Source organism: Modestobacter sp. DSM 44400, assembly GCF_900107175.1.
GTDB lineage: Bacteria > Actinomycetota > Actinomycetes > Mycobacteriales > Geodermatophilaceae > Modestobacter.
In genome coordinates this window covers 37,617-64,076 of sequence record NZ_FNOZ01000025.1, presented here as the reverse complement: position 1 = coordinate 64,076, position 26,460 = coordinate 37,617, and the positions used below count along the sequence as shown (strand labels likewise).

Sequence of the window (26,460 nt, the reverse complement as noted above, 5' to 3'; positions counted from 1 at the left end):
TCATCACCTGCATCCCGGCGCCAACCGCCAGGGCCAGCAGCCCCTCCTGCATCGATTCGGCGATCTCAGCCATCGCCACGCTCACCCGCTCGGGCACGGCCACCCCGGGCGCGTCCGGTGTGTCGGTCTCGGTCTTCTGGTAGGTCTTGCTCACGGCGGTCCCCTGTTCGGATGGAGTCTTGGCGGACGCCCAACACCTACCTCACGGCCGGTGCAGGCGGGGGACCGCCACCTCAACTTCCACGAGACCCGGGACAACCTCGCCGCCCAGCGAGTAGTACTTGTCCCGGATCCCGCCGCAGACGGTGTTCCCGTTGTACTGGTCGCACCAGCCGTCGTAGCTGAAGGTCAGCGTCGGGACGTTGCCGCCGGCGTTGGCGGAGTTGAACTTCTTCCAGGCGTAGCTGTCCTTCTCGTCGCCCGCCCGATTCACGGCAGCGGCGGGGACGTCGGGACTGACATCCGCAGCGTGAGCATGTGGGCCCGATCATTAGCATGCCGACGAAGGCTCGAAATGTCGCCTGGCCTCAATCGGTCCTAGGCGAATTTGGCCAGGCCCCGTGACGTTCAACGCCAGCAAGCGGCGAAGTGCTGGTCACGGCTTGATGTGACAGACGGTACGCATGCCCAATACCGCCAGAACTGTCCCCGGCGGACAGGCCGATTCGCGAGTGACCGGCGGGGCTGGTTGCGGGATGTCGGCCCGATGGGCCTCAGCGGCCGGGGCATACACCGTCGACGGACGCGCGACGCCGAGACACAGTGCGTTTCGTGGTGGCGAGCTGCGCGGCGATGTCGCGGATCGATCTGCCGCGGGCGGTGAGCCGGTGGATGACTTCCTGCTGTTCGGCGAAGGTGAGGTCGTCGTAGCGGATGCCGTCGCCGATCAGTGCGCGTTCGACGGCGATCAGGTCGACGTCGTCCGACGGGGGAGTGCCGGCGGTCGGCTGGGGCGTGGGGTCAGCGTCGATGTCGTCCCAGGCCAGCGGCGGCTCCCAGCCTTGCGCGGCGGCATGGGCTCGAGCCGCGTTTGCGGCAGCTCGCTGCTCGCCCGTCCCTCGTGGTGGTGGGGTGTTCCACAGGCGTTCGTAGAGATCGACGACGTCCTGAGCGGTACGTGCGGTCACCGACGGGCTGGTCATGCTGCGGTTGAGGCTGTTCGGCCGGCGACCGAGCTGGGCGGCCAGGAGCTCGGGAGCCCAGCCGGTGGCGATGAGAGCCTGCAGGCGGCGGCGCGTGCCGGTGGCGTCGACACGGCTGTGCGACGCGCGGTTGGCATCATCCATGCCGATGCTCAAGATCCGGGCCGCCGTGGTCGGACGGACCCGACGCGTCACGGTCGAGTTACTGACGCCGGGGTCGGCGAGCTCGCGAACGTGGCTAAGCGCCATGCCGGCGAGGTGGGCGATGCGCTCGACGCCGATGCCGGCTGCCCGCAGCGCAGCGATGTGCTCATGGACGGGGTGGGCGTCGACGTACGGTTGCCAGCGCCCGTAGGAGCGCTCGCGGTTCGCCAGGCGGGAGGCAGCGGTGTTGGCGGCGGTGCAGTCGGTGCAGCGACAGCGGTCTTTGACGTAGGCAGCGCGAGTGCCGTGCACGTGGTGGCCATCTGTATGGCTGCACTCGCGCTTCACTCGCCTCCCGGCTCGGTCCGCGCGGCGAGCGGCTCGCTCTACGTCGCGCTGGTGCTTGTCGCAGGAGTGCCGGGGGTGGTGCGCGTTGGCCAGTCGGACGCTGGCGTAGCCGGCGGTGTAGCCGCAGCTCGAGCAGGTGCGGGTCACCGTCATCGCCGGCGACGTCGCGGACTCGACGGGTAGCTGACGATGCGGGGGCGGCCGGGAACGCCGGCTCGGAGCAGGACGTCCTCGATCCAGTCGGTGCGGATCGTGCCGGCGTCTCCGATGTGCTCGTCGAAGGCCATCGCGGTGATCTGGGAGGTGCTGGCCAACCACTCGGCGTCAGAGAGCGGCCTTTCCAGGTGGGCCTCGATCGTGGGCCGATCGACGTAAGCCACGCTGGCGCCGAGGTGGTCGGCCAGGTCGGTCAGCAGCCGGTGGGTGTCTCCGCCGTAGGCGGCGACCAGGGCCACACAGGCTCCGCTCCGGTCAGCCTGCCGATCTGGGTCACTCGCGTCGGTCGAGCCTGTTGCGCCGAGCCGCCGGTGATCGCCGGGATCGACGACGGTGGACGCGTCGACGAGAAGTGGTTCTGGGACGTGGCTCGGCATCGGCACTCCTCCCGGCAGCTGGTGCTCTCACCGGGAGAAGGCGCGGTTCCTGGTCACGTGGTGACACCGGGTGCAGATGTGTCTCGACCGCAGTCGGATCTGACGCGGGGTGGCCGGGCCGGCGGCGGGACCTCGCGGTGCCGGCGCTAGCTCAAGTGTCAGAAGCGGCCGGCAAGCTGACTGGCGCGCGTGCCGCATCCGAGGGAGGCCCTGATGAGGAGCTGCGGAGCCCAGACAACCGGTGGTCCACGGGGAGCTGCCGTCGGCTTCGGGCTGTGGCGTGCGGCCGCCACGGCACCGGCCATGCTCTGCAGCCTGCTCCTCGTGGCTGTCGCCACCAGTGGACTGCACCCGTGGAAGGCGCCGGTCCTTCTGGTCTGGGTGGGCTGCGGGGCAGTCGGGCTCACCCGCGCCGGCGAACGGGTTGCCGTGCGGGTGGCTTTCGGGTTCCGTCCGCCGAGCGCGGCGCAGGCTGCGGCGCTTCAGCCGCTGTGGGCGGCAGCGCTACGGCTGTCCGCAACACCAGTCGGCGAGGTCGACCTGTACGTCCAGCGCTCCCGCCAGCCCAACGCGTACGCCGCCGGCGGGCGCAGCGTTGCGGTCACCAGCCGGGCGCTGGAGGACTACCGGGCTGCTCGGCTGGCGGCGGAGCAGATGGTGGCAGTGCTGGTCCACGAGCTGGGCCATCACGCCACCCGAGCGACCCAACCGATGCTGGTCGCCATGTGGCTTGCCGCGCCGTGGCGCATGGCTGCAAGACTGCTGACCGGCCTGGCGGGCGTCCTGTCCGGGCGCCCGTCCCAGCGCGCGGTGCGGACCGTGGTCACTGCCGGGATCGCCGTGGCCGGGGTGCGCGCCATGCAGCAGGGCCACTGGATGGTCGGGGGCGTGCTGGGGGCTCTCGCGCTCTTGGCGGTGATCTGTCCGCTGGCCGACGCCGCGGTCTGCCGGCGTGCCGAGTTCGCGGCCGACCGGTTCACTGCCGACCACGGTCTCGGCCCGGAGCTGGCCACCGCGCTCCGCACACTCAACGACGGGTCGAACGCCGCTGCCGGATGGTCGCGGCGGTTGCTGGCACCCCACCCGACTCCAGAACGACGGATCAGCGCGCTCCTGACGCCGGCGCCCGCGGGGCCCCACACGGACCGCCTGACCAGCGCGAATGCCGTGTCCTCGGCGTGTCCGTAAGGGCGGGCAATCACGGGTAATCGCGGGTGACAACGGTGAAGCGAACGGCCCCTCGAGATTTCTCCGAGGGGCCGCCTGACCTCTGAACTGCAGTTCTGCCTTGAGCGGGTGACCGGGACCGAACCGGCATGGCCAGCTGGCGCTGGCGGCGCTCCTGTGCCCCGACGACTCCCGGCACCACCCGCGATTGGCCGGGTCGTCGCCGCGCATGATGCCCGGGCGCGCCTTGCTCGGAGCTGGGAGAGACCGCGGCCAAGCCCCGAGTGGTCGGGGTGTCGGCCGCAGCTGAGGATCCCACGAGGAAGCAAGAGGGCCGTAGCCGTAAGGCGGAGGAATCCAGGCCAGCGCGGGGCCGTGGCCAGTGGATTGGCCGCCGGGTGTCAGTAGAGGCGCGGTCTGAGCGCCTTCTGGGATGACGACGACGTTTGCTCCGCCCAGCCGGCGGGCGTCCCTGTGCCGGAGGACCGATGCCCCGATCTGCCGCTCACTCCCTGCCCGCCGACGGCGGATGCCAGGATCGCACGCTGATTGCCCGAATCGCCGCGGCCGAGCGCTGGGCTCGCACGCCCAATCGGGTTGCCGCGACTGAGCCGGCGCGGCGGGGACTGCGGGCCCGGTTCGAGCGCGAGGCCGACCCGGAGGGCATCCTCGACGTGACGGAGCGGGCGAGGCGTGCTGATGCGCTCTTCACCGCCCACATGCTGCGACTGGCCCGGGCGTCGGCGAAGGCGCGGCGCAGTTCACGCTGATCGATCCTGGAGCGCGGTCGGACCTCACGCCGGGAGTCGAGAAGCCGGAGCGGTCGACCGACTCGAGTCCGAGGGCGTTTAGGCGGCCCTGGGTGGTCGCGGCGAGCGCCCACGGCGTGCCGTAGGCCATGGTCCCTGCGGTTGGTCCGCGCGGAGGACCGTGCCCGACGTTCCGGCCGGATGCCGGCTAACGTCAGAAGTTGCCGAGCCCCAACGCGCGGGCCTCCGTAGCGGCGCGGGCCGAGGCCTGGGCGCGGGTGTAGCGCAGCAGCATGTCCGGCCGGGTCCAGCCGGCCACCGCCATCAGGCCACCCTCGCTGCCGCCGGCGGCCAGCCATCGGTGCGCGGCGGTGTGCCGCAGACGGTGCGGCTTGAAGCCCTCGATTCGGGCCGTGCGGGCCCGCTCGCCGAGGGTCTTGTGCAGCGCGTCGTAGGAGAACTCCTTGCCGCGGTCGCCGAGCCACAGCGCCGGAGTGCCGGCCAATCGGTGCGAGCGGCGGGCGCGCAGGTAGCGGTCCAGCGCCCGGGAGGTCTGCGGGCCGAAGGGCACGACCCGGCCCCGGCCACCCTTGCCCCGGCGCACGGTGGCGGTGCCGGTGGCGAGGTCGACGTCAGCGATGCCCAGCGCGACAACCTCCCCGGCTCGCGCCCCGGTCTCGATCATCAACCGCACGAGGGCCTCGTCCCGGCGTTCACGCATGTCCCTGCCCGCGCAGGCGGCGACCAACGCCGTGATCTGCTCGGCGGTCAGCGGTTCCACGACTTTCGCGTCGAGCCTTGGTGCCTTCAGGCCGAGCAGGGGATCGGCGTCAATCTCGCCCTCCTCCTGCAGCCATGACGAGAACCGCCGCAGGGCCAGCTGCCGGGCGCGGGCGGTCGCCGGCTCGGCTCCGGCGTCGAGCAGGTGGGCGACGAAGGCGTTGACGCTGACCCGGTCCAGGACCGCGGGGCGGTCGTACGCGGCGGTCCAGGTGAGGAAGCGGCGCACCCCGTCGCCGTAGGACTTCACCGTTTGAGGGCTCTTGCGCTCGGCACGCAGATGCAGCTCCCAGGACGGCAGCAGGGCGGCGAGATCGACGGTCACGCCAGATACCCTAGCTCTGATATCTGGACCAAGAGCGGTGTGCGTGCGTTCCAGTTGGCTCGTTCGAGCGAGGACCGCCCGCTGACCTGGTCTTACGGGTCAGCGGACGGCTTTCGCTCAGTCCAGGTAGTCGCGCAGCACCTGCGAGCGGCTGGGGTGCCGCAGCTTGGACATGGTCTTGGACTCGATCTGCCGGATCCGCTCCCGGGTCACCCCGTAGACCTGGCCGATCTCGTCCAGCGTGCGCGGCTGGCCGTCGGTGAGCCCGAAGCGCAGCCGGACGACGCCCGCCTCCCGCTCGGAGAGGGTCTGCAGGACGCTGGTGAGCTGGTCCTGCATGAGGGTGAAGCTCACCGCGTCGACGGCGACGACCGCCTCGGAGTCCTCGATGAAGTCACCGAGCTGGCTGTCGCCCTCGTCGCCGATGGTCTGGTCGAGGCTGATCGGCTCCCGGGCGTACTGCTGGATCTCCAGCACCTTGTCCGGGGTGATGTCCATCTCCTTGGCCAGCTCCTCCGGGGTCGGCTCGCGGCCCAGGTCCTGGAGCAGCTCGCGCTGGATGCGGCCGAGCTTGTTGATGACCTCGACCATGTGCACCGGGATGCGGATGGTGCGGGCCTGGTCGGCCATGGCGCGGGTGATGGCCTGCCGGATCCACCAGGTGGCGTACGTGGAGAACTTGTAGCCCTTGGTGTAGTCGAACTTCTCGACCGCGCGGATCAGACCGAGGTTGCCCTCCTGGATCAGGTCCAGGAAGGCCATGCCGCGGCCGGTGTAGCGCTTGGCCAGGGAGACGACGAGGCGGAGGTTGGCCTCGAGCAGGTGGTTCTTGGCGCGTTCGCCGTCGCGGACGATCCAGTTGAGGTCGCGGCGCATCTGCGGAGAGAGCTTCTGGCCCCCCTCCTCGACCTGGCGCAGCCGCTCGGCGCCGTAGAGCCCGGCCTCGATCCGCTTGGCGAGGTCGACCTCCTCCTCGGCGGTGAGCAGGGCGACCTTGCCGATCTGCTTGAGGTAGGCCCGGACGGAGTCGGCCGAGGCGGTGAGCTCGGCGTCCTTGCGGGCCTGCCGCAGCGCTTCGGACTCCTCCTCGTCGTCCCACTCGAACTCCGGGCCCTCGCCCTCGGCCTTCTCGTCGGCGGTCTCGGCGACGGCCACGCCATCCTTGCCGGTGACGACGGCCTCGTCGAGCTTGAGGCCCTCGACCCCTGCGTCGACGACGGCCACGGTGCCGCCGTCGGTGGCCACGGCGGTGAGCACGGTGCCCTCGGTCGTCCCGGGCGAGGGGCTGATGCTCGGCTTGCGAGCGCCACTGGCCTTTTTCGCGGCGGCAGCCGGGGCCTTCTTGGCCGGGGTCTTCTTCGCGGCAGGGGCCGTGGTGACCGGAGCCGTGGACTGCGGCGAGGTGGCCGAACGGGCGGCGACCGTCCTCCGGCTGCTCGGGCTGCTCACGGCGGCTGCTTCCGGTCCTGGCTGGTCGGCGGGCACTCAGGTTCCTTCCCGTACTGCGATGCGTTCCTCGCAGACCGTGTGGTCCGCGGGCAGCGGCCCCGGCACCCCCTCCACCGGGTCGTGTGCGGCGCCTGGACCGGTCCGGTGTTTCACCGGGTGGGGGGCGGGGGATGACCTGTTGGCTGGGGGTGGTGCGAGGTGGGGCTCCTCCATTGTAACGACGCCGACGCGCCGGTCCACAGGTTCCGGTCCGACCCGTCCGGATGGACTCCCTCCGCAGGTCAGCCGGGGTGTGTCCGGCTCATTGCCCGATGCGCTGCTCCGCGGCCAGTGCCGCCCCCACGATCCCGGCGTCGTTCTGCAGCTCCGCGGGCACCACCCGGGTCCGCGTGGACAGCAGTGGCACCCACTTGTGGGCCTTCTTGCTGACCCCGCCGCCGACGATGATCAGGTCCGGCCACAGACCCCGCTCCAGGGTGTCCAGGTAGCGGTCGACCCGCTTCGCCCAGTCCGGGTAGCTCAGGTCTTCCCGTTCGCGGACCGCGGCCGAAGCCCTGACCTCGCCGTCCTTACCGTCGACCTCGATGTGACCGAGCTCGGTGTTGGGCACCAGCTGCCCGTCGATGAACAGCGCGCTGCCGATGCCGGTGCCGAACGTCAGCATCAGCACCAGCCCGCGCTGGCCCCTGCCGGCGCCGTAGGCCATCTCGGCGAGCCCCGCGGCGTCGGCGTCGTTGAGCGTCTGCACCGTGCCGGGAATGACGGCCGCCAGCCCGCTCGCCACGTCGGTGCTGATCCAGCTGGCGTCCATGTTCGCGGCGGTGAACGCGACACCGCTCTTCATCACCCCCGGGTAGGTGACGCCGATCCGCCCCTCCCAGCCGAACTGCCCGACGATGTCGGCGACCACGCCGTAGACCGGCTCGGGCAGTGCCGGCTGCGGGGTGGGGATGCGCACCCGTTCCCCGACCAGCTCGCCCTTGTCCAGGTCGACCACGCAGCCCTTGATCCCGCTGCCACCGATGTCTACTCCGAAGCCCTGCACCCGCTCAGGTTAGTGACCACCCCTGGTCCGAGTGCACCACTCGGGCGGGATCGCTCGACGTGATCACGTCGACGCCGCCCGCAGCGGACCTGCCCACCCAGTTGCTCGAGCTGGCCCGGGTCACGGCCGAGGAGGCGGCGGTCCTCGTGGGAGCCGGCCGGGCCACCGCCGGCCAGCAGGTGGTCACCAAGTCCAGCCCGGTCGACGTGGTCACCGCGGTGGACACCGCGAGCGAGGAGCTCATCGTCCGCCGGCTGCTGGCCGCCCGCCCCGAGGACGGCGTGCTGGGGGAGGAGGGCGCGTCCCGCGAGGGCAGCAGCGGCGTCCGCTGGGTGGTCGACCCCATCGACGGGACGGTCAACTTCCTCTACGGCGTGCCCGCCTACGCCGTCTCCATCGCCGCCGAGGTCGAGGGCCGCACGGAGGCCGGCGTCGTCCTCAACGTGGCGACCGGGGAGCTGTTCACCGCCGTCCGCGGCGGCGGCGCCTGGCTGACCGCGCCGGGCGCGGCGGCGCAGCCGCTGCACGGCAGCGCCCCGGTCAGCCTGGCGCAGACCCTGGTGGCCACCGGGTTCGGGTACCGGGTCGAGCAGCGCCGGCTACAGGGCGCCGTGGTCGCCGAACTGCTGACCGAGGTCCGCGACATCCGCCGCTTCGGCTGCGCGTCCCTGGACCTGTGTGCCGCAGCCGCCGGTCGGGTCGACGCCTACTACGAACTGGACCTCAAGCCCTGGGACCACGCGGCCGGGGCGCTGGTGGCCGCCGAGGCCGGGCTGGTCGTCACCGGCACCGAGGGCCGGCCCTTCGCCGCGCCGATGGCAGTGGCGGCGGCGCCGAGCATCGCCGGGCCGCTGGTGGAGTTGCTGGAGCGGTTGCACGCCGGCCGCTGAGTGGTGAGCGGGCAGTCGACCCGGCTGGGTCAGCAGGCCGCCCCGGCGCTGGCGGCGGGCGCCAGCGCGGCCGCGACGTCCTCGGGGGTGGCGAGCTGTTCGAACTCCGGCCCCAGGACCAGGTCGACCAGGCCGGTGGCCCGGGTGTCGGCCCGGTCGGTCGCGCCGGGCAGCAGCAGGGCGACGTACTGCGCGGTCTCCCGGCCGGCCGGCCCGAAGCGCACCTCGCCGACGCCGGTCACCTGGAACTCCGGACGGGGGTCGTTGGCGACCTCGTCGACGACGAAGCCGCGCGCCTGCAACTCGGCGGCGACCTCACCGGCCGCCCCGGACTTGGCGCCGGCGTTGTAGACGCGCAGGGTCACGTTCTCCGACGCCAGGGACGGCGGGGCCTCGCTGGCCGAGGTGCACGCGGCGGCCTGGGCCTGGTTGATCTCCCGGTCCTGCCGGAGCACGTTCCACCACACGCCGAGCGCGGCCAGGGCGAGCACCAGCAGGACGATCAGCGCGGGCACCGGCCGCCGGCCACTCCGGGTGCGCACCGGAGGCCGGTCGCTGGTCTCGCTCAACGCTGCACTCCGCTCGGAGGGCCCGGGGCCGTCGGCAGCCCGGACGGCGGGACTCGCCGGCGGAGCGCGGGGGACGGGCCGGGCAGGGCCGTGGTCTCGCCGCGGACTCTAGCGGCGCCGCAGGGGCCTAGAGCGCACCGTCGTCGAGCGCGGCGCGTCCCAGTTCCACGCACGGGTCGATCTTCTCGGCGTAGCCCGAGGTGTCCTTGCCGGCCATCGCCCCGGCCTTGGACCGGGCCACGATGCCGGCCACGATCGCGGCGAACTTGAAGTAGGCGAAGCCGACGTACCAGTTCAGCGCCGACAGGTCGGTGCCCGTGCCGGCGGCGTACCGCTCGGCCAGCTCGAGTCGGGTCGGGAACCCGGGCAGGGCGGTGACGCCGGAGACCGAGACGGCGCGGTTCTCGCCGGCCTGCGGCCAGTAGACGAACAGCATCCCGAGGTCGGTCAGCGGGTCACCGAGGGTGGACATTTCCCAGTCCAGCACCGCGCGGACCCGGCTGCGGACCTGCGGGTCGAGCAGGCAGTTGTCCAGCCGGTAGTCGCCGTGGGTGATGCCGGCCCGCTGGGTGCCCGGAACCGTCTCGGCCAGCCGGGCGGCGAGGGCGTCCAGGGCGGGCCGGTCGGTGTCCCGGGTGGCGTCCCACTGCTTGGTCCAGCGCCGCACCTGCCGCTCCAGGAAGCCCTCCGGCCGGCCGAAGTCGGCCAGCCCCACCACGGCCGGGTCGACCGCGTGCAGGTCGCCGAGGACGTCGATCAGCCCGTCGGCGATCTCCCGCCGCTGGGCCGGCTCGTCGGCGTAGCCCGCCGGCAGCTCGGTGACCACGTGGACGCCGACCACGCGCTCCATCACGTAGAACGGGGCGCCCAGGACGGCGACGTCGGTGCACAGGTGGAGCGTGCGGGGCACCGGCACCGGGGTTCCGGCGAGCGCGGAGATGACCTTGTGCTCGCGCACCATGTCGTGTGCGGTGGCCAGCACGGCGCCGGTCGGCGGACGCCGGAGGATGACCGCGTCGTCGGCCGACCCGCTCGCGGGGGTCACCACGTAGGTGAGGTTCGACATGCCCGCGGCGATCAGCTCGACGGACACCGAGCGCCACCGCTCGTCGCCCAGCACACCGGCCAGATAAGGCCCTACGACGTCCGGATCAGCACCCACGGTGGTCGTCACGGCGGCAGGGTAGCCTCTGGCGCCCCGTGCCCACATACGCACCGTGCGTGCCCGATGTGTCGACGTCGGGGCGCCGGGCACAAACCGGGCACGGACCGCGTTGGGGGGCTCGCCGGTGTACGAACCGCTGGGCGCAGCCCGGACGAAGCACGCCCCCGTTCCTCCGCCGGGAGGGCCGGGAGGGCCCCAGCCGTGGGCCCGGACGACCCCGGCGACAGACCTCCGGCCGCTGCGGCGGCCGGTCACCGGCCACCGGCCCCTCCAGGGCCGGCGGCGAACGAGCGGGCAGTGTCCCGCGACGAGAGAAAGAGAAGGGGCACACCATGGCCACCGACTACGACGCCCCCCGACGCAACGAAGCCGACGAGCTGGGTGAGGACTCCCTCGAGGAGCTCAAGGCCCGCCGGGCCGAGGCCCAGTCCTCCTCGGTCGACGTCGACGAGACCGACTTCAACGAGAACCTCGAGCTGCCGGGCGCCGACCTGTCCAACGAGGAGCTGACCGTCCGCGTGCTGCCCAAGCAGGAGGACGAGTTCACCTGTTCGCGCTGCTTCCTGGTGCACCACCGCACCCGGCTGGCCGCCACCCGCGGCGACCAGCTCGTGTGCCGGGACTGCGCCGCCTGAAAGAGGACCCCCCCTGCCCCCCGCCGCTCGCAGGCTCGCGGCGGGGCCCTGCAGGGGGGCCGCACACGCGGGACTGGCACTGGGGACCACCGGATGGAAGGGCACCAATGACAGAGCACGGCTCCCCGCCCGGCCCGCCCCGGGACGTGCCAGCACCGCGGCCGGTGGGCGGTCCGGCTGCCGGTGCCCCGGCGGCCGACTCACCCGGCCTCGGTGCCGCCGCGCGGGCGCTGGCCGACGCCGTCGCCGGGCTGCTCGGCCGGGACGCCACCGGGAGTGGGGCGGGGGCAGCACCGGGCCGCGCGGCGGCCGGCGTGCTGGCCGACGTCGTGTCGGCGGTCGCGGGGGCGGCTCGCTCCCGCGGCAGCAGCAAGGCCGGCGGCGACCGGACCGCCCCCGTCGAGGGCGAGACGACGGGGCCTCGCAGCCGGTGGACGCCCGGGGGGCTGCTGACCGACCTGCTCGACGCCGCCGCGCCGGCGCTGCCCATCCGCGACCGGCAGCGGCTGCAACAGGCCCACCCCGGCGCGACCGAGCAGGAGATCGCCGAGGCGCTCACCGCCCGCGCGGCCCGGCTCACCGGGGCGATCGGCGCGGCCACCGGCGGGCTGGCCGCCGCCCAGTGGTTCGCGCCCCCGTCCCTCGTGGCGATGCCCCTGGAGTTGGGGGCGCAGACCGTGCTGGTCGCCGCGGTCGAGGTCGTGCTGGTCGGCGAGCTGCACGAGCTGTACCGCCGTCCGGCCCCCGGCGATGCCCGGGAGCGCGCGGTGGCCTACCTGACCAGCTGGAGCACCCAGCGGGCGGTCGGCAGCACCGGCTCGGGCAGCCTCTTCTCCCGGCTGGGATCCGCGGGGGCCCAGGCGCTGCGCCGCCGGGTCACCCGCCGGCTGGCCGGTAGCGCGAGCTCCCTCGCGCCGCTGCTGGTGGGGGCCACGCTGGCCGCCCGCAGCAACCGCAAGGCCACCGCCTCACTGGCCGAACGGTTGCTGGCCGACCTGCGGACGGCACTGCCGCGGCAGCGCCCGCCCGGCACCCCGGACTGACGCGGCTAGCCTCGCGCCCGTGTCCGCACCGATCCCGCCACTTCCACCCGGGGCCGAGTTCGACGTGCCCGTGCAGCTGACGTCCGCGCACGGCACAGCCCCGGCCTACGCGCTGCCCGGCGACGCCGGTGCCGACCTCACCCTGGCCGAGGACGTCGAGCTGGCGCCGCACGAGCGGGCGCTGGTGGGCACCGGTGTGGCGGTGGCCATCCCCGAGGGCTACGCCGGCTTCGTGCACCCGCGGTCGGGGCTGGCCCACCGGCTGGGGTTGAGCCTGGTGAACGCGCCGGGCACCATCGACGCCGGCTACCGCGGCGAGATCAAGGTCAACCTGGTCAACCTCGACCCGAGCAACACCCTGCGCCTGCACCGCGGCGACCGGGTCGCCCAGCTCGTCGTCCAGCCCGTCGTCCGGGTCCGCTTCGTGCCCGTCGCCGAGTTGTCGGTCAGCGACCGCGGCGCGGCCGGGCACGGTTCCACCGGTGGAGTTGCGGCCCTCGGCCGCCCAGCCACCACACTCCCCGACCCCACGCTTGCCAACCCCACCGCCCCCTCCGAAGGACAGATCTGAGATGCCGATCGGCCGCCGGCGCAACCGGATCGAGCGCAGCCTCCGCGAGCGGGGCGTCCCGCCGGAGCCCCAGCACCGCGAGCGGGAGGAGCTGTCGACCGACGGCCCCTGGGACGTCGCCGATGCCCCGCAGGACGGTCTGTCCCGGATCGACCTGGGCTCCCTGCGCGTTCCGGCGCTTGCGGGGATGGAGCTGCGGATCGATGTGAACGCCCAGCAGCAGGTCATCGGCGCCACCCTGCGGCTGGGGGAGTCGATGCTGCAGGTGTCGGCCTTCGCCGCGCCGCGCGCCGGGGGCATCTGGGACGACGTCCGCGCCGAGCTCGCCCGCAGCGCCAGCGGTCAGGGGGGCCGGCTGGCGGAGGTCCCCGGCCCCTTCGGCCCCGAGCTCGCCGGGCAGGTGCTGATCCCCGCTCTGGCGCAGCCGGGGCAGCCCGCCGGACCGTCCACGCACCGGGCCGCCCGCTTCGTCGGGGTTGACGGCCCCCGCTGGTTCCTGCGCGGCATGATCAGCGGGCCGGCCGCGGAGAGCCCAGAGCAGGCGACTGCGCTCGAGGACGCCTTCCGCGCGATCGTCGTCGCCCGCGGCACCCAGCCGATGCCGGTGCGCGACCAGCTGCCGCTGACCCTGCCGGCCCAGGCGGCCGAGCAGATCGCCCGCCAGCAGGCCGCGGCCAGGGCGGCCCAGGAGGGCCCGACCGCATGACCCCGTCGGTCCATCCCTACGGAGCCGACCCAGCGCAGTTCCTGGAGCTCACCCTCCCACCTCCGGTGCAGGAGCTGAACGGCTCCGCCGTGCTGTCGGAGCATCCGGTCGGCGAGGCGCCGGCCCCGGTGGTCGTCGTGCTGCACGGTGGCTTCTGGCGGGCGCGGTACGGCATCGAGCTCGCCCGCCCGCTGGCCGCGGACCTGGCCGCCCGTGGCTGGGCCGCGGTCGCCGTCGAGTACCGCCGGGTCGGCGCCGGCGGCGGCTGGCCGCAGACCCTGACCGACGTGGCGACCGCGATCGACCTGTTGCCCGACCTCACCGACGCGGCGCGGCTGGACCTGGCCGACGTGACCGTGATCGGGCACTCCGCGGGCGGGCACCTGGCCGCCTGGGTGGCCGGCCGCCACCAGCTGCCGGCGGGTGCGCCGGGGGCCGGGCCGCGGGTGACGGTGTCCGCCGCGGTGCTGCAGGCCGGCGTGCTGGACCTGGACCGCGGGCACGCGCAGCGGCTGGGGGCGGCCGCGGTCGCCGACTTCCTCGGTGGCGGCCCGGACGCCGTTCCGGAGCGGTACGCCGCCGCCGACCCGGTGCGGCTGCTTCCCACCGGCGCGGCCGTGCTGTGCGTGCACGGCACCGGCGACGACACCGTCCCCCTGGAGCAGAGCCGGCGGTACGCGGCCGCGGCGACGGCGGCGGGGGACCGGGTCGAGGTGGCCGCCGTGCCCGGCGACCACATGGGAGTGATCGATCCGGCGAGCGACGCGTGGCAGCTCACGGTCGGCTGGCTGATGGGCCGTCGGACAGCGGCCCCGGACCGAACTACGCTGGGATCGTGACCGAGACCAGTGCCCAGCCCGGCGCGCGCGGCTGGTTGTCCCGCAGGCTGCAGAAGCTGACCGCGGACGACCACACCATCGACGCACAGGCCCTGCAGTCGGGGGTCGCGACCGCTGGCTGCGCGCCGGTGAGCGCCTGCCGCAAGGGCGACGTCGTCACCGTGACCGGCCGGCTGAGGTCCGTCGTCTACACGCCGCGGGAGACGGTGCCGACGCTGGAGGCCGAGCTGTTCGACGGCTCGGGCTCGGTGACGCTGGTCTGGCTGGGGCGCCGCCGCATCCCGGGCATCGAGCCGGGCCGCACGCTCACCGCCCGCGGGCGCTTCGCCGCCTTCGAGGGGCGTCAGGTCATCTACAACCCCTGGTACGAGCTGAGCGCCGGGTGACGTGTCCCAGGTGAGCCCGGCACCCGAGAGTCGGCCCGCCTTCGACCGGCACGTCGTCCTCGGCCAGCTCGGTGGCTGGCGCGGCATGCTCGACGCCACGCTGCCCACGGTCGCCTTCATCGTGGCCAACGGGATCGGCGGCCTGCGCCCGGGCATCTGGGCCGCGCTCGGTGCCGCCGTGCTGGTCTTCCTGTTGCGACTGGTCCGGCGGGAGAGCGTGCAGCAGGGCATCAGCGGGCTGTTCGCCGTCGCGGTCGCGGTGGCCATCGCGGCGAGGTCGGGAGAGGCGCGCGACTTCTTCGCCGTCGGCCTGATCCGCAATGCCGGCCTGGGCATCGTGCTGCTGGGCTCGGTCCTCGTCCGCTGGCCCCTGGTCGGCGTCATCGCGGAGTTCCTCGCCCCCAGCCACCTCGGCACGATGGCGACGCACTCGCTGCCGTCGCTGTCGTCGCTGCGGAGCCGGGCGACGCGGCGGTCCGGCCCCGCCGGGCCGGCTGCGGAGCCGGCCGAGCCGGCTGCTGCCGGTCCGCCGGAGCCGGACGCCGACCCGGAGCTGCACTGGCGGCAGGACCGCCGGATGCTGCGCGCCTATGCCTGGCTGACCGTGCTGTGGGGCGGGGTCTTCCTGCTCCGCGCCGGCGTCCAGTGGGTGCTGTACCTCCAGGACGACGTCGAGCTGCTGGGCACCAGCTCGCTGGTGCTCGGGCTGCCGGTGACCGCGGTGGAGCTTGCGGTCACCCTGTGGGTGGTCGCGCGACTGCACCGCCACCGCACCGACGGTCTCTGAGGTACTGGACCGGCCCGTGCGCAGGCTCCCGGCGGCCCCGTCCAGAGGCTCGCGCTGAGCTTGCGAGGGGTGAGGAGGACGGGGTCCTCCTGCTAACAGTTCCCGTCGGCGCAGAGCATCCGCTGCAGTTCTTCCTCGATGTCGCCATGGGTGACGAACAGCAGCTCGTCGCCGGCCTCCAGCGGCTCGTCGGCCTGCGGGGTGATGACCCGATCGCCGCGCAGGATGGTGGTGAGCACTGTCTCCCGGGGGAGGACGAGCTCGCGCACCGGCCGGCCGATCCACGGGGTGTCCTCGGCCAGGGTGATCTCGACGAGGTTGGCCGCGCCCTTGCGGAAGCTCATCAGCCGGACGACGTCGCCCACGGTCACCGCCTCCTCGACCAGCGCGGCGAGGACCCGCGGGGTGGAGACGGCGACGTCGACGCCCCACGCCTCGGTGTAGAGCCACTCGTTGCGCGGGTCCTTGACCCGGGCGACGACCCGGTTGACCGCGAACTCGGTCTTGGCCAGCAGCGAGACGACCAGGTTGGCCTTGTCGTCGCCGGTCGCAGCGATGACCACGTCGCAGCTGGCCAGCTGGGCCTCCTCCAGCGAGGTGACCTCGCAGGCGTCGGCCTGCACCCACTCGGCGCCGGGCACGGATTTCGCGCGCACCTTGGCGCCGTTCTTCTCGATCAGCATCACGAAGTGGCCGTTGCCGAGCAGCTCCCCGGCGATGGAGCGGCCGACCGCACCGGCCCCGACGATGGCAACGCGCATCAGTGCCTCCCCTCCGGGGGGTTCTCGACGACCTTGTGGACCCGGTCGGTGAGCTCGTCGGTGACGGCCATCACGAGGTGGTCACCGGTCTGCATGACGGTGCTGGGCGTGGGCAGCTGCGCCTCGCCGAAGCGCACCATCCAGGAGGCGCGGGCCCCGGAAGCGGCCTCGAGCTCGGCCAGCGGCCGGCCCACCCAGCCGTCGGTGACGGTGACCCGCATCAGCAGCACCTTGCCGGTGGGCTCGCGCCAGAGCTCACTCACCTTGACCGAGAGCAGTTCGCGCATCAGCCGGTTCACCGTCCACGGGACGGTCGCCACGCTGGGGATGCCCATCCGCTCGTAGACCTCGGCCCGCTTGGAGTCGTAGATGCGGGCCACGACGTGTTCGACGCCGAAGGTCTCCCGGGCGACCCGGGCGCTGATGATGTTGGAGTTGTCGCCGCTGCTCACCGCGGCGAAGGCGCCTGCGGAGTCGATGCCGGCGTCCAGCAGCGTCTGCCGGTCGAAGCCCAGGCCGGTGACCTGGCGGCCGGCGAACTCCGGACCCAGCCGGCGGAAGGCCTCGGGGTCCTGGTCGATGACCGCGACGCTGTGCCCGATCTCCTCCAGGCGGCGGGCGATGGCCGATCCGACACGCCCGCAGCCCATCACGACCACGTGCACGTGATCCACCCTGCCCATTCGCTGGTTGCCTGCTCTGCCCGGGTGCGGACACCCGGCCGTACAGCGCGCGAACGTACACCCGGCGCCTTCGCCGAAGGGGGTGACCGGGCCGCTGCTGCCCCGGACGGGTCGCACCGGGACGACCCCCTGGCGTGACATCGGTCGTGGGCGGCACACGGGGACCCGTTGCGTCCGTACCATCGCCGCGTGCCGACCCTGTCCGACCTCGGGCAACTACCGAAGCGTCTCGTCCTCGGCCGCCCCGTCCGCAGCAACGACGCCGGTGAGTCCCTGCTGCCGAAGCGCCTGGCCCTGCCGATCTTCGCCAGCGACCCGCTGTCCTCCGTCGCGTATGCGACGCAGGAGATCCTGATCGTCCTGAGCCTGGGCGGGACAGCGTTCCTCTTCCTGACCCCCTGGCTCGCCGGGGCCGTCGTGCTGCTGCTCACCGTGGTGGTGCTGTCCTACCGCCAGGTGGTGCACGCCTACCCCTCGGGCGGCGGCGACTACGAGGTCGCCATGAAGAATCACGGGCAGTTCGCCGGGCTGGTCGTGGCCAGCGCCCTGCTCACCGACTACGTGCTGACCGTCGCGGTCTCGGTCAGCTCGGGCACCGACAACATCATCTCGGCGCTGCCCGCGCTGGCCCAGCACCGTGTGCTCATCGCTGTCGTGCTGGTGGCACTGCTGGTGGCGGCGAACCTGCGTGGGGTCCGGGAGTCGGGCAAGACCTTCGCCGTCCCGACCTACCTGTTCATCACCGGGATCATGGTCATGATCGTCACCGGGCTGTTCCGGGACTTCTTCACCGACAACCCGGTCGTCGCCGAGAGCGCCACCTACTCGATCACCCCCGAGGGCGACTACGCGCAGGTCACCGGGCTGGCGCTGATCTTCTTCGTGCTGCGGGCCTTCGCCTCCGGGTGCACGGCGCTGACCGGCGTCGAGGCGATCGCCAACGGGGTGCCGGCCTTCCGGCCGCCGAAGAGCCGGAACGCAGCGACCACGCTGGCCCTGATGGGCGGCATCGCGGCGACCATGTTCGCCGGGGTCACCGCGCTGGCCCTGCTCTCCGACGTCCGCTATGCGGAGAACGCCTGCGACCTGGTGGGCTTCACCGACTGCGAGACCGCTCCGCAGCCGACGGTCATCGCCCAGGTGGCGGCGGCGACCTTCGGCGGTCCGCAGTCGGTCGGCTTCTTCTACATCCAGGCGGCGACCGCGCTGGTGTTGATCCTGGCCGCTAACACCGCGTTCAACGGCTTCCCGCTGCTCGGCTCGGTGCTGGCGCAGGACCGGTTCATGCCGCGCCAGCTGCACACCCGCGGCGACAAGCTGGTCTACAGCAACGGCATCCTGCTGCTGGCCGGATTCGCCGTGCTGCTGCTCGTCGCCTTCGACGCGGACTCCACGAAGCTGATCCAGATGTACATCATCGGAGTGTTCACCAGCTTCACGATCGGCCAGTGGGGCATGGTGCGGCACTGGAACCGGGAGCTGCGCACCCAGACCGATCCGGTCGAGCGCCGGCGGATGCAGCGCTCCCGGGTCATCAACACCGTCGGGGGGTTGCTGACCACCGTCGTCCTGGTGATCGTGGTGGTGACCAAGTTCGCCGGCGGCGCCTGGATCGTCATCGGGTCGATGCCGTTGATCTTCCTGCTGATGCGGTCGATCAACCGGCACTACTCCAACGTGGCCCGCCAGCTGGTGCCCGACTCCGACGCCCGCACCCTGCCCAGCAAGGTGCACGCGGTGGTGCTGGTCTCCAAGGTGCACAAGCCGACGCTGCGGGCGCTGGCGTTCGCCCGGGCCACCCGGCCCGACGTGCTGACCGCGCTGACGGTCAACGTGGACGACGCGGACACCCGCGACCTGCAGCTCGACTGGGAGCGCTACGACATCCCGGTGCCGCTGACCGTGCTGGAGTCGCCGTTCCGGGAGATCACCCGGCCGGTCGTGGACTTCGTGAAGGACATCCGCCGGTCCAGTCCCCGCGAGCTGGTCGTGGTGTTCGTGCCCCAGTACGTGGTCGGGCACTGGTGGGAGAACCTGCTGCACAACCAGAGCGCGTTGCGGCTGCGCACCCGGCTGCAGTTCCAGCCCGGAGTCATGATCACCTCCGTCCCCTGGCAGCTGGAGAGCTCGGTCGGCCGGGACGGCGACGGCGGCGGGCGCCCGGCGCCCGGCGACCTGCGCCGCGGGCTGACCACCGACGCGGAGCAGACGCCCTATGGATGAAGCGGAAGGACCCCGCTGCCCCCCACCACTCGCGCGCTCGCGGCGGCCCCCTGCAGCGGGGCCGGGGGACGGGGCCTCGGGCAGTGCCGACGGCTGGGTGGGCCGGCGCTTCGAGGTGACCGTCGGGCCCGTGGCGCACGGCGGGCACTGCGTGTCCCGGCACGAGGGCCGGGTGGTTTTCGTGCGGCACTCGCTGCCCGGCGAGCGCGTGGTCGTGCAGGTCACCGAGGACCGGCACGTCAAGTACTGCCGGGCCGACGCCGTCGAGGTGCTCGAGGCGCACCCGGACCGGGTCGAGCGGCCCTGCCCGCACTCCGGTCCAGGGCTGTGCGGCGGTTGCGACTGGCAGCACGTCGCCCCGGCGCAGCAGCGCCGGCTCAAGGCCGACGTGGTCGCCGAGCAGTTCTTCCGGTTGGCCGGGTTGGACGTCGACGTGCCGGTCGAGGAGCTGCCCGGCGGGCCGCTGCGCTGGCGGTCCCGGGCCCGGTTCGCCGTCGACCGGTCCGGCGCCCCCGGCCTGCACCCGCACCGCTCGCGGGAGGTGCTGCCGCTGGACGACTGCCCGATCACCATGGAGCCCGCAGCCGGGGCCGTGCTGAGCAGGAGGTGGCCTGGCGCGGGGGCGGTGGACGTCGCCGTCGACTCCGAGGGTGCGGTCACCACCACCCGGCTGGACCGGCGCGGGCACCCCCAGTCGACCCGGGTGGTGCCGGCCGGGGAGCACCGCGCCGTCGAGGCATCCGGCCGGGCCGCGCGCCGGGCCTGGGACCGCGACTGGCAGGTGGAGGGCACCGGCTTCTGGCAGGTGCACCCGGGGGCCGCCGACGCCCTGGTGGGGGCGGTCGCCGGGTTCGCGGCCATGGTGAGCGGTGAGACGGTGCTGGACCTCTACGCCGGCGCCGGCCTGTTCGGCGGGTCACTGGCCTCTGCGGTGGGCCCGGCCGGCCGGGTGGTCTGCGTGGAGGCCGACGGCGCCGCGTGCGCGGCCGCGCACGCCAACCTCGCCGACCTGCCACAGGCCGAGGTGTGGGAGGGCGAGTTGGACGCCGAGGGGATCGCGGGGCTGCTCGAGGACGTCGGCCGTCCGGACGTCGTCGTCCTGGACCCGCCGCGGGCAGGCGCGGGCCCCGCGGTGAGCCAGGCGCTGGCCGGGGCGGCCCCGCGCGCCGTCGTCTACGTTGCCTGCGACCCGGCCTCGCTGGCCCGCGACGTCGCCGCGTTCGCTGAGGCCGGCTACCGGCTGGCCGGGCTGCGGGCCTTCGACTGCTTCCCGATGACCGCGCACGTGGAGTGCGTCGCGCTGCTGGTCCCGGCAGCGTGACCGGCGTCGGGCTCCGCCCGTTCACCCCGGACGACGCCGAGGCGGTCAGCCGCATCTACGCCCACCACGTCGAGCACAGCGTGGCGACCTTCGACACCGTCGCGCCCGGACCGGCGGACTGGGGAACCAAGGCCGCCGGCATCACGTCCGCGGGATGGCCCTTCCTGGTCGCGACCGAGGGCGGAGAGGTGATCGGCTTCGCCTACGTCTCACCGTGGCGGGTCCGGCCGGCCTACGCGGCCACCGTCGAGGACACCGTCTACCTCGCGCCCGGACGGTCGGGCCGCGGCGCCGGCCGCGCGCTGCTCACCGCGGTGCTGGACCGGGCCGCCCAGGCCGGTGCAGAGCAGGCCATCGCGACGATCGCCGACAGCGGCGACCCGTCGTCCCTGGCGCTGCACCGGGCCCTGGGCTTCACCGAGGTCGGCCGGCTGCGCGCGGTCGGCCGCAAGCACGGCCGGCTGCTCGACGTCGTCCTCGTGCAGGCGTCGCTCGGGTCGGACTGAGCACGTGGACGCCGCGCTGCCCCCGGGCTGGCCGGACGAGGTCGCCCCGCCGGGTGCCCCGGACTGGGAGCGGACGGCGGTGGCCTGGCTCTATGACCAGGTGCCCCCGGACTACCGGTCGCACGAGGTGCTCCGCCGCTACCCGGTGCTGCTGGCCCGGTTTGCCGCCGACCACCTCGCCGCGGGGCTGGAGGCCGCCCGGGCCGGCTGGCGCACCGTCCGGGTGGAGCTGGCCGACCAGCTGCCGCCGGACGCCATGGAGGCCGCCATCACCGCCTACGAGCGGGAGGGCGCCCGGCTGGCCCGGGCCGCCCGCGGGGTCGAGGTTGTCGCCGGGGCGCTGCGCGGCGAACGGTGGGTGCCCCGGCTCTGACCGACCGACCGGCGTCCGCGCGGTTACAGTGGGATCCTGGGCGACCCGTCCTCCTGACGGCCGCCGACGTCGAGAGGACCCGGTCGCGTCGTGTCGTTGCTCCGATCGCTGACCGGGCCCGCCGACCTCCGGGCGCTGCGCCCCGACCAGCTGCCCGTCCTGGCCACCGAGATCCGCGACGCCCTGGTGCGGAGCGTGGCCAAGACCGGGGGCCACCTGGGCCCCAACCTGGGCGCCGTCGAGCTCACCATCGCCGTGCACCGGGTCTTCGAGTCCCCGCGCGAGCCGATCGTCTTCGACACCGGCCACCAGGCCTACGTGCACAAGCTGCTGACCGGCCGGCTGGCCGGCTTCGAGCAGCTCCGCCAGCGCGGTGGCCTGTCCGGCTACCCCAGCCGGGCGGAGAGCGAGCACGACTGGGTGGAGAACAGTCACGCCTCCACCTCGCTGTCCTACGCCGACGGGCTGGCCAAGGCCTTCGCCGTGCGCGGGGAGAAGCGGCCCGTGGTGGCGGTCATCGGCGACGGTGCGCTCACCGGTGGGATGGCCTGGGAGGCGCTGAACAACATCGCCGCGGCACAGGACCGCCCGGTGGTCATCGTGGTCAACGACAACGGCCGCTCGTACTCGCCGACCATCGGGGGGGTCGCCGACGCGCTGGCCACCCTGCGGCTGCGGCCGGGCTACGAGCAGGCGCTGGACGCCGTCCGGCAGGCGCTGCACCGGGCACCGGTGGTGGGCACCACGTTGTACGACGCGCTGCACGCGATCAAGAAGGGCCTCAAGGATGTCCTGAGCCCGCAGGGCATGTTCGAGGACCTCGGCATGAAGTACGTCGGACCGGTCGACGGGCACGACGTGGAGATGGTGGAGTCCGCGCTGCGCCGGGCCCGTTCCTTCGGCGGTCCGGTGATCGTGCACGCGGTCACCACCAAGGGCTTCGGCTACCCGCCGGCCGAGACGGACACCAAGGACGCCTGGCACTCCACCGGTGTCTTCGAGCCCGATAGCGGGCTGTCCTCGGCCGCCGCGGGCCCGGAGTGGACCGACGTGTTCGCCGACGAGCTGGTGCGGATCGGCAGCGAGCGCTCCGACGTCGTGGCGATCACCGCGGCGATGCTGCACCCCACCGGCCTGGCGCCCTTCGCCGTGCGGTTCCCCGAGCGCACCTACGACGTCGGGATCGCCGAGCAGCACGCGCTGACCTCGGCCGCCGGCCTGGCCATGGGCGGCATGCACCCCGTGGTGGCCCTCTACTCCACCTTCCTCAACCGGGCCTTCGACCAGCTGCTGATGGACGTCGCGCTGCACGGCCAGCCGGTGACCGTCGTCCTGGACCGGTCCGGAGTGACCGGTTCGGACGGCGCCTCGCACAACGGCATGTGGGACATGTCGATCTCCTCGATCGTGCCGGGCCTGCAGCTGGCCGCGCCGCGCGACGAGCCGACGCTGCGTGAGGCGCTGCGGGAGGCCGTGGAGGTGACCGACGGGCCGACCGTGGTGCGCTTCCCCAAGGGCGCGCTGCCGGTCGAGGTTCCCGCGCTGGAGCGGCGCGGCCCGGTCGACGTGCTGCGCCGCGGGGCGTCTGCGGAGGTGCTGCTGGTCGCCGTGGGGTCGATGGTGCCGATGTGCCTGGCCGCCGCCGAGCGCGTCGCCGACCACGGCATCGAGGTGACCGTCGTCGACCCGCGCTGGGTGCTGCCGGTCGCCCCCGAGCTGGTCGAGCTGGCCCAGAGACACCGGCTGGTCGTCACCGTCGAGGACGGCGGCCGGGCCGGGGGAGTGGGCTCCATGCTCACCCGCGCGCTGCAGGACGCAGACAGCGACGTGCCGGTGCGGACCATGGGGCTGCCCCAGCAGTTCTTCGCCCACGGCAGCCGAGGACAGGTGCTCGCCGATGCCGGGCTCACCGAGCAGGACGTCGCCCGCCGGGTCGTGGAGTGGGCCGCGCGGCTGACCGACCGACCGGGCAGCGGCTCGGTCGCGCAGCAGGTCGAGGGCCAGCAGCAGTGACCGCCGACCCGAACCAGCCGAGCGTGATCGCCGAGATCCAGGTCGCGCCGTCCCCGCCCGGCACGGCCGACGACCCGCACGCCCACGTGGAGGCCGCCATCGGGGTCCTCCAGGCGTCCGGACTGCGCTACGAGGTCGGTGCGCTCGGCACCACCCTGGAGGGCGACGCGGACACCGTGTGGGCGACGCTGCGAGCCGCCCACGAGGCGATGCTGGCGGCTGGTGCGACCAGCGGTATCTCGCACGTCAAGGTAGCCACCGTGAACCGGACGATGGACAGCCTCACCCGCAAGTTCCGCTGAAGAAGGACCCCGTCCGTCTCACCCCTCGCAGGCACGGGGCGAGCCTCCGGACGGGGCCACGTGACCAGACCGCTCTCGTGTCCGTGGGCGTTGATATGTGACCTTCTGGTCACATACGGTCGTCCCGTGCCGGATGACGACCGCGTGTTCAAGGCGCTCGCCGATCCGACTCGGCGGTTACTGCTCGACCTGTTGTTCAGCCGCGACGGCCGCACCCTCGGTGAGCTCGAGGTGGAGGTGGAGATGACGCGTTTCGGCGTCATGAAGCACCTGCGTGTCCTCGAGGAGGCAGGGCTGGTCGTGACCCGCAGGTCCGGCCGGGAGAAGTTGCACTTCATCAACCCGGTGCCCATCCGGTTGGTCCACGACCGGTGGATCGACAAGTACACGGAGCGCCACGTCGCGGCGCTCGTCGACGTCAAGAACGAGCTGGAGAGCGAGCATGTCGACCACTGAGACAGCGCAGGCCACGCAGGTCCACCGGGTGTACATCAAGGCCGCGCCCGAGCGGATCTGGCAGGCGATCACCAACCCGGGATGGAACGGGCGCTACGGCTACGGTGCCCCGGGGCACTTCGAGCTGCGCCCGGGCGGTGCCTACGCCTCGCACGCGAGCGACGCGATGAAGGAGGCCTCGGCCGCCATGGGCTGGGAGCTGCCCGAGGTCATCGTCGACGGCGAGGTGGTCGAGGTCGACCCGCCTCGACGGTTGGTACAGACCTGGCGAATGGTCATGGACCCGACGGCCGCGGCCGAGGGCTTCAGCCGGCTGACCTACGAGATCGAGGGCCCGGGCGAGGACGGGGTCTGCCGGCTCACCGTGACCCACGAGCTGGGCGGCATGCCCACCCTTGCGGCGATGACCTCGGGCGACAACGAGTTCGGGGCCATGGGCGGCGGCGGCTGGCCGTGGATCCTCAGCGACCTCAAGACGCTGCTGGAGACCGGCGAGGCGTTCACCACGGGTTGACCGCCAGGGCGAGCGCGAGACTCGCGCCAGCGCCGCCGTCCTCACGCTGCAGGGTGAGGGCGGCGGCGCCGGTGCGAGTCCGGTCAGGCCGGCGGCACCGTGCGACAGCTGCGGGCGGCCCTGCCCGCCGCGGTCAGCCGGCGGCGATCGCCTCGGTGAGCAGGTCGCATGTCAGCCCGATCTGCCACTCCCGTGCTCCGCCGGTCCGCAGCACCGAGGCCACCGTCTCTGCGTCGGCGGGGGTCGGAGGGCTCCACATGAGCCGCCGCATCAGGTCGGGGGACAGCAGGTTCTCCACCGGCACCGACCACTCCTCCGACACCTGGGCCAGCGACGCGCGGGCGGCCTTGAGTCGGGCCGCGGCCGCCGGGTCGCGGTCGGCCCACCGGTTGACCGGGGGCGGTCCCTCGCCAGGGCGGCTGTGTGGGGGCAGCTCGTTCTCCGGCAGCTCCCGGCCACGGGTCAGGGCGCCGAACCAGGTGCTCACCAGTTTGCGGTTGGCCCGGCCGCGGAACACCGGCAGCTCCACCAGGGCGGCCTCGTTCTTCGGGTCGGCCTGCACGGCGGAGACCATCGCGGCGTCGGGCAGCACCCGGCCGGGCGCGATGTCCCGGCGGTGGGCCAGCTCGTCCCGCGCCTGCCACAGCGAGCGAAGCATGCCGAGCTGGCGACGCTGGCGGAGACCGTGCATCCCTGACGTCCGGCGCCACGGGTCGGCCTTGGGCACCGGCGGCCCGGCGGCGAGGATCGCCTCGAACTCCTGTCGCGCCCACTCGGTCTTGCCCTGCTCGGTGAGGATCGCGGCGAGCGCATCGCGCAGGTCGACCAGGACCTCGACGTCCAGTGCGGCGTAGACCAGCCAGTCCTCCGGCAGCGGCCGGGTGCTCCAGTCGGCGGCCGAGTGGCCCTTCTGCAACGAGAACCCCAGCAGCGACTCCACGACCGCGCCCAACCCGACCCGGGGCAGCCCTGCCAGCCGCGCGGCCAGTTCGGTATCGAACAGCCGGGAGGGGACCAGGCCGATCTCGGCCAGGCAGGGGAGGTCCTGGTTGGCCGCGTGCAGCACCCACTCGGCGTCGGCGATCGCGGCCTGCACGACCGACAGGTCCGGCAGCGGCACCGGGTCGATCAGTCCGGTGCCCGAGCCCGCCCGGCGCAGCTGGACCAGGTACGCGCGCTGGCCGTAGCGGTACCCCGAGGCGCGCTCGGCGTCGACGGCCACCGGACCGCTGCCGGTGGCCAACGACTCGGCGTAGCGGACCAGTGCGGTCGAGGTGTCGGTGACCGGGGGCAGCCCGTCGCGCGGCGCCAGCAGCGGGACGGCGGTCGACTCCTCGGGTGCGGGCTCGCCGGGGACGGGCTCGCCCACGGTCGGGACCTCGGGTGTCGGGTCGGTGCTCAGGAGATGACCCCCGACCGCAGTCCGAGGGCGACCATGTGCGCCCGGTCGCCGGTGCCCAGCTTGCGCGCGATCCGCGCCAGGTGGCTCTTCACGGTGAGTGCGGACAGGTCCACCAACTCGGCAATCTCCTTGTTCGTGTTGCCGTCGGCCACCAGCCGCAGGATGTCGCGCTCCCGGGCCGACAGCTCGCCGACCGCCTCGTCGACCCCCGTCTGGGTAAGCCCCTGGGCCAGGCTGGTGGCGATGCCCGGGTCGGCGAACACCTCGCCGGCCAGCGCCGTCCGCAGGCCGTCGATGACCGTGGTGAGCGGGCTGCTCTTGAGCAGGTACCCCTGCACGCCGGCCAGGAAGGCCGCCCGGACGACGGCCGGGTCGGTCACCGCGGTGAGCACGACCGTGACCGGCCAGCCCTCGGTGCGCAGCGTGGGGAGCAGTTCGAGCCCGCGGCCGGGGTCACCGCCGCGGCCGGCGGTCTCCGGGCCCACCTCGGGCAGGTCGACCTCCAGCACGCACAGCGCCCGCGGACCCGACACGTGGGCGCGCACCCGGGCTTCCCCCAGGGAGGCGGCCTCC

General features: G+C 73.4%; 30 protein-coding genes and 1 pseudogene. 18 read left to right on the top strand and 13 right to left on the bottom strand.

The features are described 5' to 3' along the window. From BLW04_RS25985 to BLW04_RS15735, 4 genes and pseudogenes are all read right to left on the bottom strand, one after another. A pseudogene (locus tag BLW04_RS25985) lies at positions 1-154 on the bottom strand (IS256 family transposase); the annotation flags it as partial. A 48-nt stretch (positions 155-202) separates the two neighbouring features. Then, positions 203-433 (bottom strand): hypothetical protein, encoded by a 231-nt coding sequence (locus BLW04_RS26820; protein ID WP_091543145.1) that lies wholly within the window; start codon positions 431-433, stop codon positions 203-205. A gap of 280 nt (positions 434-713) precedes the next feature. Beyond that, entirely contained in the window at positions 714-1,634 is a 921-nt protein-coding gene (locus tag BLW04_RS15740) for a helix-turn-helix domain-containing protein (protein ID WP_254781640.1), read from the bottom strand. Positions 1,635-1,783: 149 nt separating this feature from the next. Beyond that, on the bottom strand, positions 1,784-2,089 hold the full coding sequence (locus BLW04_RS15735; protein ID WP_091543141.1) for a hypothetical protein: 306 nt from the start codon (positions 2,087-2,089) through the stop codon (positions 1,784-1,786). 462 nt (positions 2,090-2,551) lie between these two features. Between BLW04_RS15735 and BLW04_RS15730 the strand changes: the two genes are divergently transcribed. After that, positions 2,552-3,415, top strand: a complete 864-nt coding sequence (locus BLW04_RS15730) for a M48 family metalloprotease (protein ID WP_175484081.1) — start codon at positions 2,552-2,554, stop codon at positions 3,413-3,415. Positions 3,416-3,882: 467 nt separating this feature from the next. Then, on the top strand, positions 3,883-4,164 hold the full coding sequence (locus BLW04_RS15725) for a hypothetical protein (protein ID WP_091543136.1): 282 nt from the start codon (positions 3,883-3,885) through the stop codon (positions 4,162-4,164). Between the two features lie 193 nt (positions 4,165-4,357). On the opposite strand, the gene BLW04_RS15720 is transcribed toward BLW04_RS15725, so the two are convergent. The 3 genes from BLW04_RS15720 to ppgK all read right to left on the bottom strand — a co-directional run bounded on the left by BLW04_RS15720 (position 4,358) and on the right by ppgK (position 7,742). Continuing rightward, positions 4,358-5,248, bottom strand: coding sequence for a tyrosine-type recombinase/integrase (locus tag BLW04_RS15720; protein WP_175484080.1), 891 nt, complete (start codon positions 5,246-5,248; stop codon positions 4,358-4,360). A 117-nt stretch (positions 5,249-5,365) separates the two neighbouring features. Then, positions 5,366-6,697: an RNA polymerase sigma factor gene (locus BLW04_RS15715; protein ID WP_175484079.1), complete on the bottom strand. Its 1,332-nt coding sequence runs from the start codon at positions 6,695-6,697 to the stop codon at positions 5,366-5,368. A gap of 301 nt (positions 6,698-6,998) precedes the next feature. Next, complete coding sequence (gene ppgK / locus BLW04_RS15710) at positions 6,999-7,742, bottom strand: polyphosphate--glucose phosphotransferase (RefSeq protein ID WP_091543131.1); 744 nt, start codon at positions 7,740-7,742, stop codon at positions 6,999-7,001. Positions 7,743-7,801: 59 nt separating this feature from the next. On the opposite strand from ppgK, the gene BLW04_RS15705 reads away from it, so the two are divergent. Continuing rightward, positions 7,802-8,632 (top strand): inositol monophosphatase family protein, encoded by an 831-nt coding sequence (locus BLW04_RS15705; RefSeq protein WP_175484078.1) that lies wholly within the window; start codon positions 7,802-7,804, stop codon positions 8,630-8,632. A 29-nt stretch (positions 8,633-8,661) separates the two neighbouring features. Here the strand turns inward: BLW04_RS15705 and BLW04_RS15700 are convergent, their stop codons facing one another. Further along, positions 8,662-9,201, bottom strand: a complete 540-nt coding sequence (locus tag BLW04_RS15700; RefSeq protein WP_091543129.1) for a LytR C-terminal domain-containing protein — start codon at positions 9,199-9,201, stop codon at positions 8,662-8,664. Between the two features lie 127 nt (positions 9,202-9,328). After that, the gene (locus BLW04_RS15695) at positions 9,329-10,375 is read right to left on the bottom strand and encodes a phosphotransferase family protein (protein ID WP_091543160.1); all 1,047 of its coding nucleotides are present in this window, start codon (positions 10,373-10,375) and stop codon (positions 9,329-9,331) included. Positions 10,376-10,698: 323 nt separating this feature from the next. Here BLW04_RS15695 and BLW04_RS15690 point away from each other — a divergent pair, with 323 nt between their 5' ends. From BLW04_RS15690 to BLW04_RS15660, 7 genes are all read left to right on the top strand, one after another. Then, positions 10,699-11,001 (top strand): DUF4193 domain-containing protein, encoded by a 303-nt coding sequence (locus BLW04_RS15690; RefSeq protein WP_091543127.1) that lies wholly within the window; start codon positions 10,699-10,701, stop codon positions 10,999-11,001. 164 nt (positions 11,002-11,165) lie between these two features. Continuing rightward, on the top strand, positions 11,166-12,044 hold the full coding sequence (locus BLW04_RS15685) for a hypothetical protein (RefSeq protein WP_254781638.1): 879 nt from the start codon (positions 11,166-11,168) through the stop codon (positions 12,042-12,044). A gap of 19 nt (positions 12,045-12,063) precedes the next feature. After that, a complete protein-coding gene (gene dut, locus BLW04_RS15680) occupies positions 12,064-12,615 on the top strand; it encodes a dUTP diphosphatase (protein ID WP_217631073.1) in 552 nt (183 codons plus the stop codon). A gap of 1 nt (position 12,616) precedes the next feature. Beyond that, a complete protein-coding gene (locus BLW04_RS15675; RefSeq protein ID WP_091543120.1) occupies positions 12,617-13,321 on the top strand; it encodes a DUF3710 domain-containing protein in 705 nt (234 codons plus the stop codon). Next, on the top strand, positions 13,318-14,160 hold the full coding sequence (locus tag BLW04_RS15670; protein WP_091543117.1) for an alpha/beta hydrolase family protein: 843 nt from the start codon (positions 13,318-13,320) through the stop codon (positions 14,158-14,160). Before BLW04_RS15675 ends, BLW04_RS15670 begins: the two co-directional genes overlap by 4 nt. Continuing rightward, a complete protein-coding gene (locus tag BLW04_RS15665; protein WP_091543114.1) occupies positions 14,157-14,546 on the top strand; it encodes an OB-fold nucleic acid binding domain-containing protein in 390 nt (129 codons plus the stop codon). The genes BLW04_RS15670 and BLW04_RS15665 overlap by 4 nt, the downstream gene beginning before the upstream one ends. A gap of 10 nt (positions 14,547-14,556) precedes the next feature. Next, positions 14,557-15,333: a DUF3159 domain-containing protein gene (locus tag BLW04_RS15660; protein WP_254781636.1), complete on the top strand. Its 777-nt coding sequence runs from the start codon at positions 14,557-14,559 to the stop codon at positions 15,331-15,333. A gap of 92 nt (positions 15,334-15,425) precedes the next feature. Here BLW04_RS15660 and BLW04_RS15655 read toward each other — a convergent pair whose 3' ends face one another. Further along, positions 15,426-16,094: a potassium channel family protein gene (locus BLW04_RS15655; protein ID WP_091543111.1), complete on the bottom strand. Its 669-nt coding sequence runs from the start codon at positions 16,092-16,094 to the stop codon at positions 15,426-15,428. Further along, positions 16,094-16,759 carry a potassium channel family protein gene (locus BLW04_RS15650; protein ID WP_091543108.1) on the bottom strand — a complete coding sequence of 222 codons (666 nt, stop codon included), beginning with the start codon at positions 16,757-16,759 and terminating at the stop codon, positions 16,094-16,096. The genes BLW04_RS15655 and BLW04_RS15650 overlap by 1 nt, the downstream gene beginning before the upstream one ends. 207 nt (positions 16,760-16,966) lie before the next feature. On the opposite strand from BLW04_RS15650, the gene BLW04_RS15645 reads away from it, so the two are divergent. The 8 genes from BLW04_RS15645 (at position 16,967) to BLW04_RS15610 (ending at position 24,485) form a co-directional block, all read left to right on the top strand. Beyond that, a complete protein-coding gene (locus tag BLW04_RS15645) occupies positions 16,967-19,000 on the top strand; it encodes an APC family permease (protein WP_091543106.1) in 2,034 nt (677 codons plus the stop codon). Between the two features lie 97 nt (positions 19,001-19,097). Further along, the gene (locus BLW04_RS15640; RefSeq protein ID WP_254781635.1) at positions 19,098-20,321 is read left to right on the top strand and encodes a class I SAM-dependent RNA methyltransferase; all 1,224 of its coding nucleotides are present in this window, start codon (positions 19,098-19,100) and stop codon (positions 20,319-20,321) included. Then, a complete protein-coding gene (locus BLW04_RS15635) occupies positions 20,318-20,827 on the top strand; it encodes a GNAT family N-acetyltransferase (protein ID WP_091543100.1) in 510 nt (169 codons plus the stop codon). Before BLW04_RS15640 ends, BLW04_RS15635 begins: the two co-directional genes overlap by 4 nt. Before the next feature lie 4 nt (positions 20,828-20,831). Continuing rightward, a complete protein-coding gene (locus BLW04_RS15630) occupies positions 20,832-21,200 on the top strand; it encodes a hypothetical protein (RefSeq protein ID WP_091543096.1) in 369 nt (122 codons plus the stop codon). 90 nt (positions 21,201-21,290) lie between these two features. Beyond that, on the top strand, positions 21,291-23,213 hold the full coding sequence (dxs, locus tag BLW04_RS15625; RefSeq protein WP_091543092.1) for a 1-deoxy-D-xylulose-5-phosphate synthase: 1,923 nt from the start codon (positions 21,291-21,293) through the stop codon (positions 23,211-23,213). Next, the gene (locus BLW04_RS15620; RefSeq protein ID WP_254781633.1) at positions 23,210-23,515 is read left to right on the top strand and encodes a thiamine-binding protein; all 306 of its coding nucleotides are present in this window, start codon (positions 23,210-23,212) and stop codon (positions 23,513-23,515) included. The genes dxs and BLW04_RS15620 overlap by 4 nt, the downstream gene beginning before the upstream one ends. 126 nt (positions 23,516-23,641) lie before the next feature. Beyond that, on the top strand, positions 23,642-23,971 hold the full coding sequence (locus tag BLW04_RS15615; protein ID WP_091543090.1) for an ArsR/SmtB family transcription factor: 330 nt from the start codon (positions 23,642-23,644) through the stop codon (positions 23,969-23,971). Further along, positions 23,958-24,485, top strand: a complete 528-nt coding sequence (locus BLW04_RS15610) for an SRPBCC family protein (RefSeq protein ID WP_091543089.1) — start codon at positions 23,958-23,960, stop codon at positions 24,483-24,485. Before BLW04_RS15615 ends, BLW04_RS15610 begins: the two co-directional genes overlap by 14 nt. A gap of 133 nt (positions 24,486-24,618) precedes the next feature. On the opposite strand, the gene BLW04_RS15605 is transcribed toward BLW04_RS15610, so the two are convergent. Then, positions 24,619-25,854, bottom strand: a complete 1,236-nt coding sequence (locus tag BLW04_RS15605) for a ribonuclease D (protein ID WP_254781631.1) — start codon at positions 25,852-25,854, stop codon at positions 24,619-24,621. 29 nt (positions 25,855-25,883) lie between these two features. Beyond that, entirely contained in the window at positions 25,884-26,432 is a 549-nt protein-coding gene (locus tag BLW04_RS15600) for a LuxR C-terminal-related transcriptional regulator (RefSeq protein ID WP_217631072.1), read from the bottom strand. Positions 26,433-26,460: the final 28 nt, after the last annotated feature.

What these genes read in the sequence shown, in the direction of transcription:
- BLW04_RS15725 (WP_091543136.1), top strand. Translation starts at nt 3,883, where the DNA reads ATGCCCCGATCTGCCGCTCACTCCCTGCCCGCCGACGGCGGATGCCAG.
- BLW04_RS15690 (WP_091543127.1), top strand. Translation starts at nt 10,699, where the DNA reads ATGGCCACCGACTACGACGCCCCCCGACGCAACGAAGCCGACGAGCTG.
- BLW04_RS15675 (WP_091543120.1), top strand. Translation starts at nt 12,617, where the DNA reads ATGCCGATCGGCCGCCGGCGCAACCGGATCGAGCGCAGCCTCCGCGAG.
- BLW04_RS15670 (WP_091543117.1), top strand. Translation starts at nt 13,318, where the DNA reads ATGACCCCGTCGGTCCATCCCTACGGAGCCGACCCAGCGCAGTTCCTG.
- BLW04_RS15655 (WP_091543111.1), bottom strand. Translation starts at nt 16,094, where the DNA reads ATGCGCGTTGCCATCGTCGGGGCCGGTGCGGTCGGCCGCTCCATCGCC.
- BLW04_RS15610 (WP_091543089.1), top strand. Translation starts at nt 23,958, where the DNA reads ATGTCGACCACTGAGACAGCGCAGGCCACGCAGGTCCACCGGGTGTAC.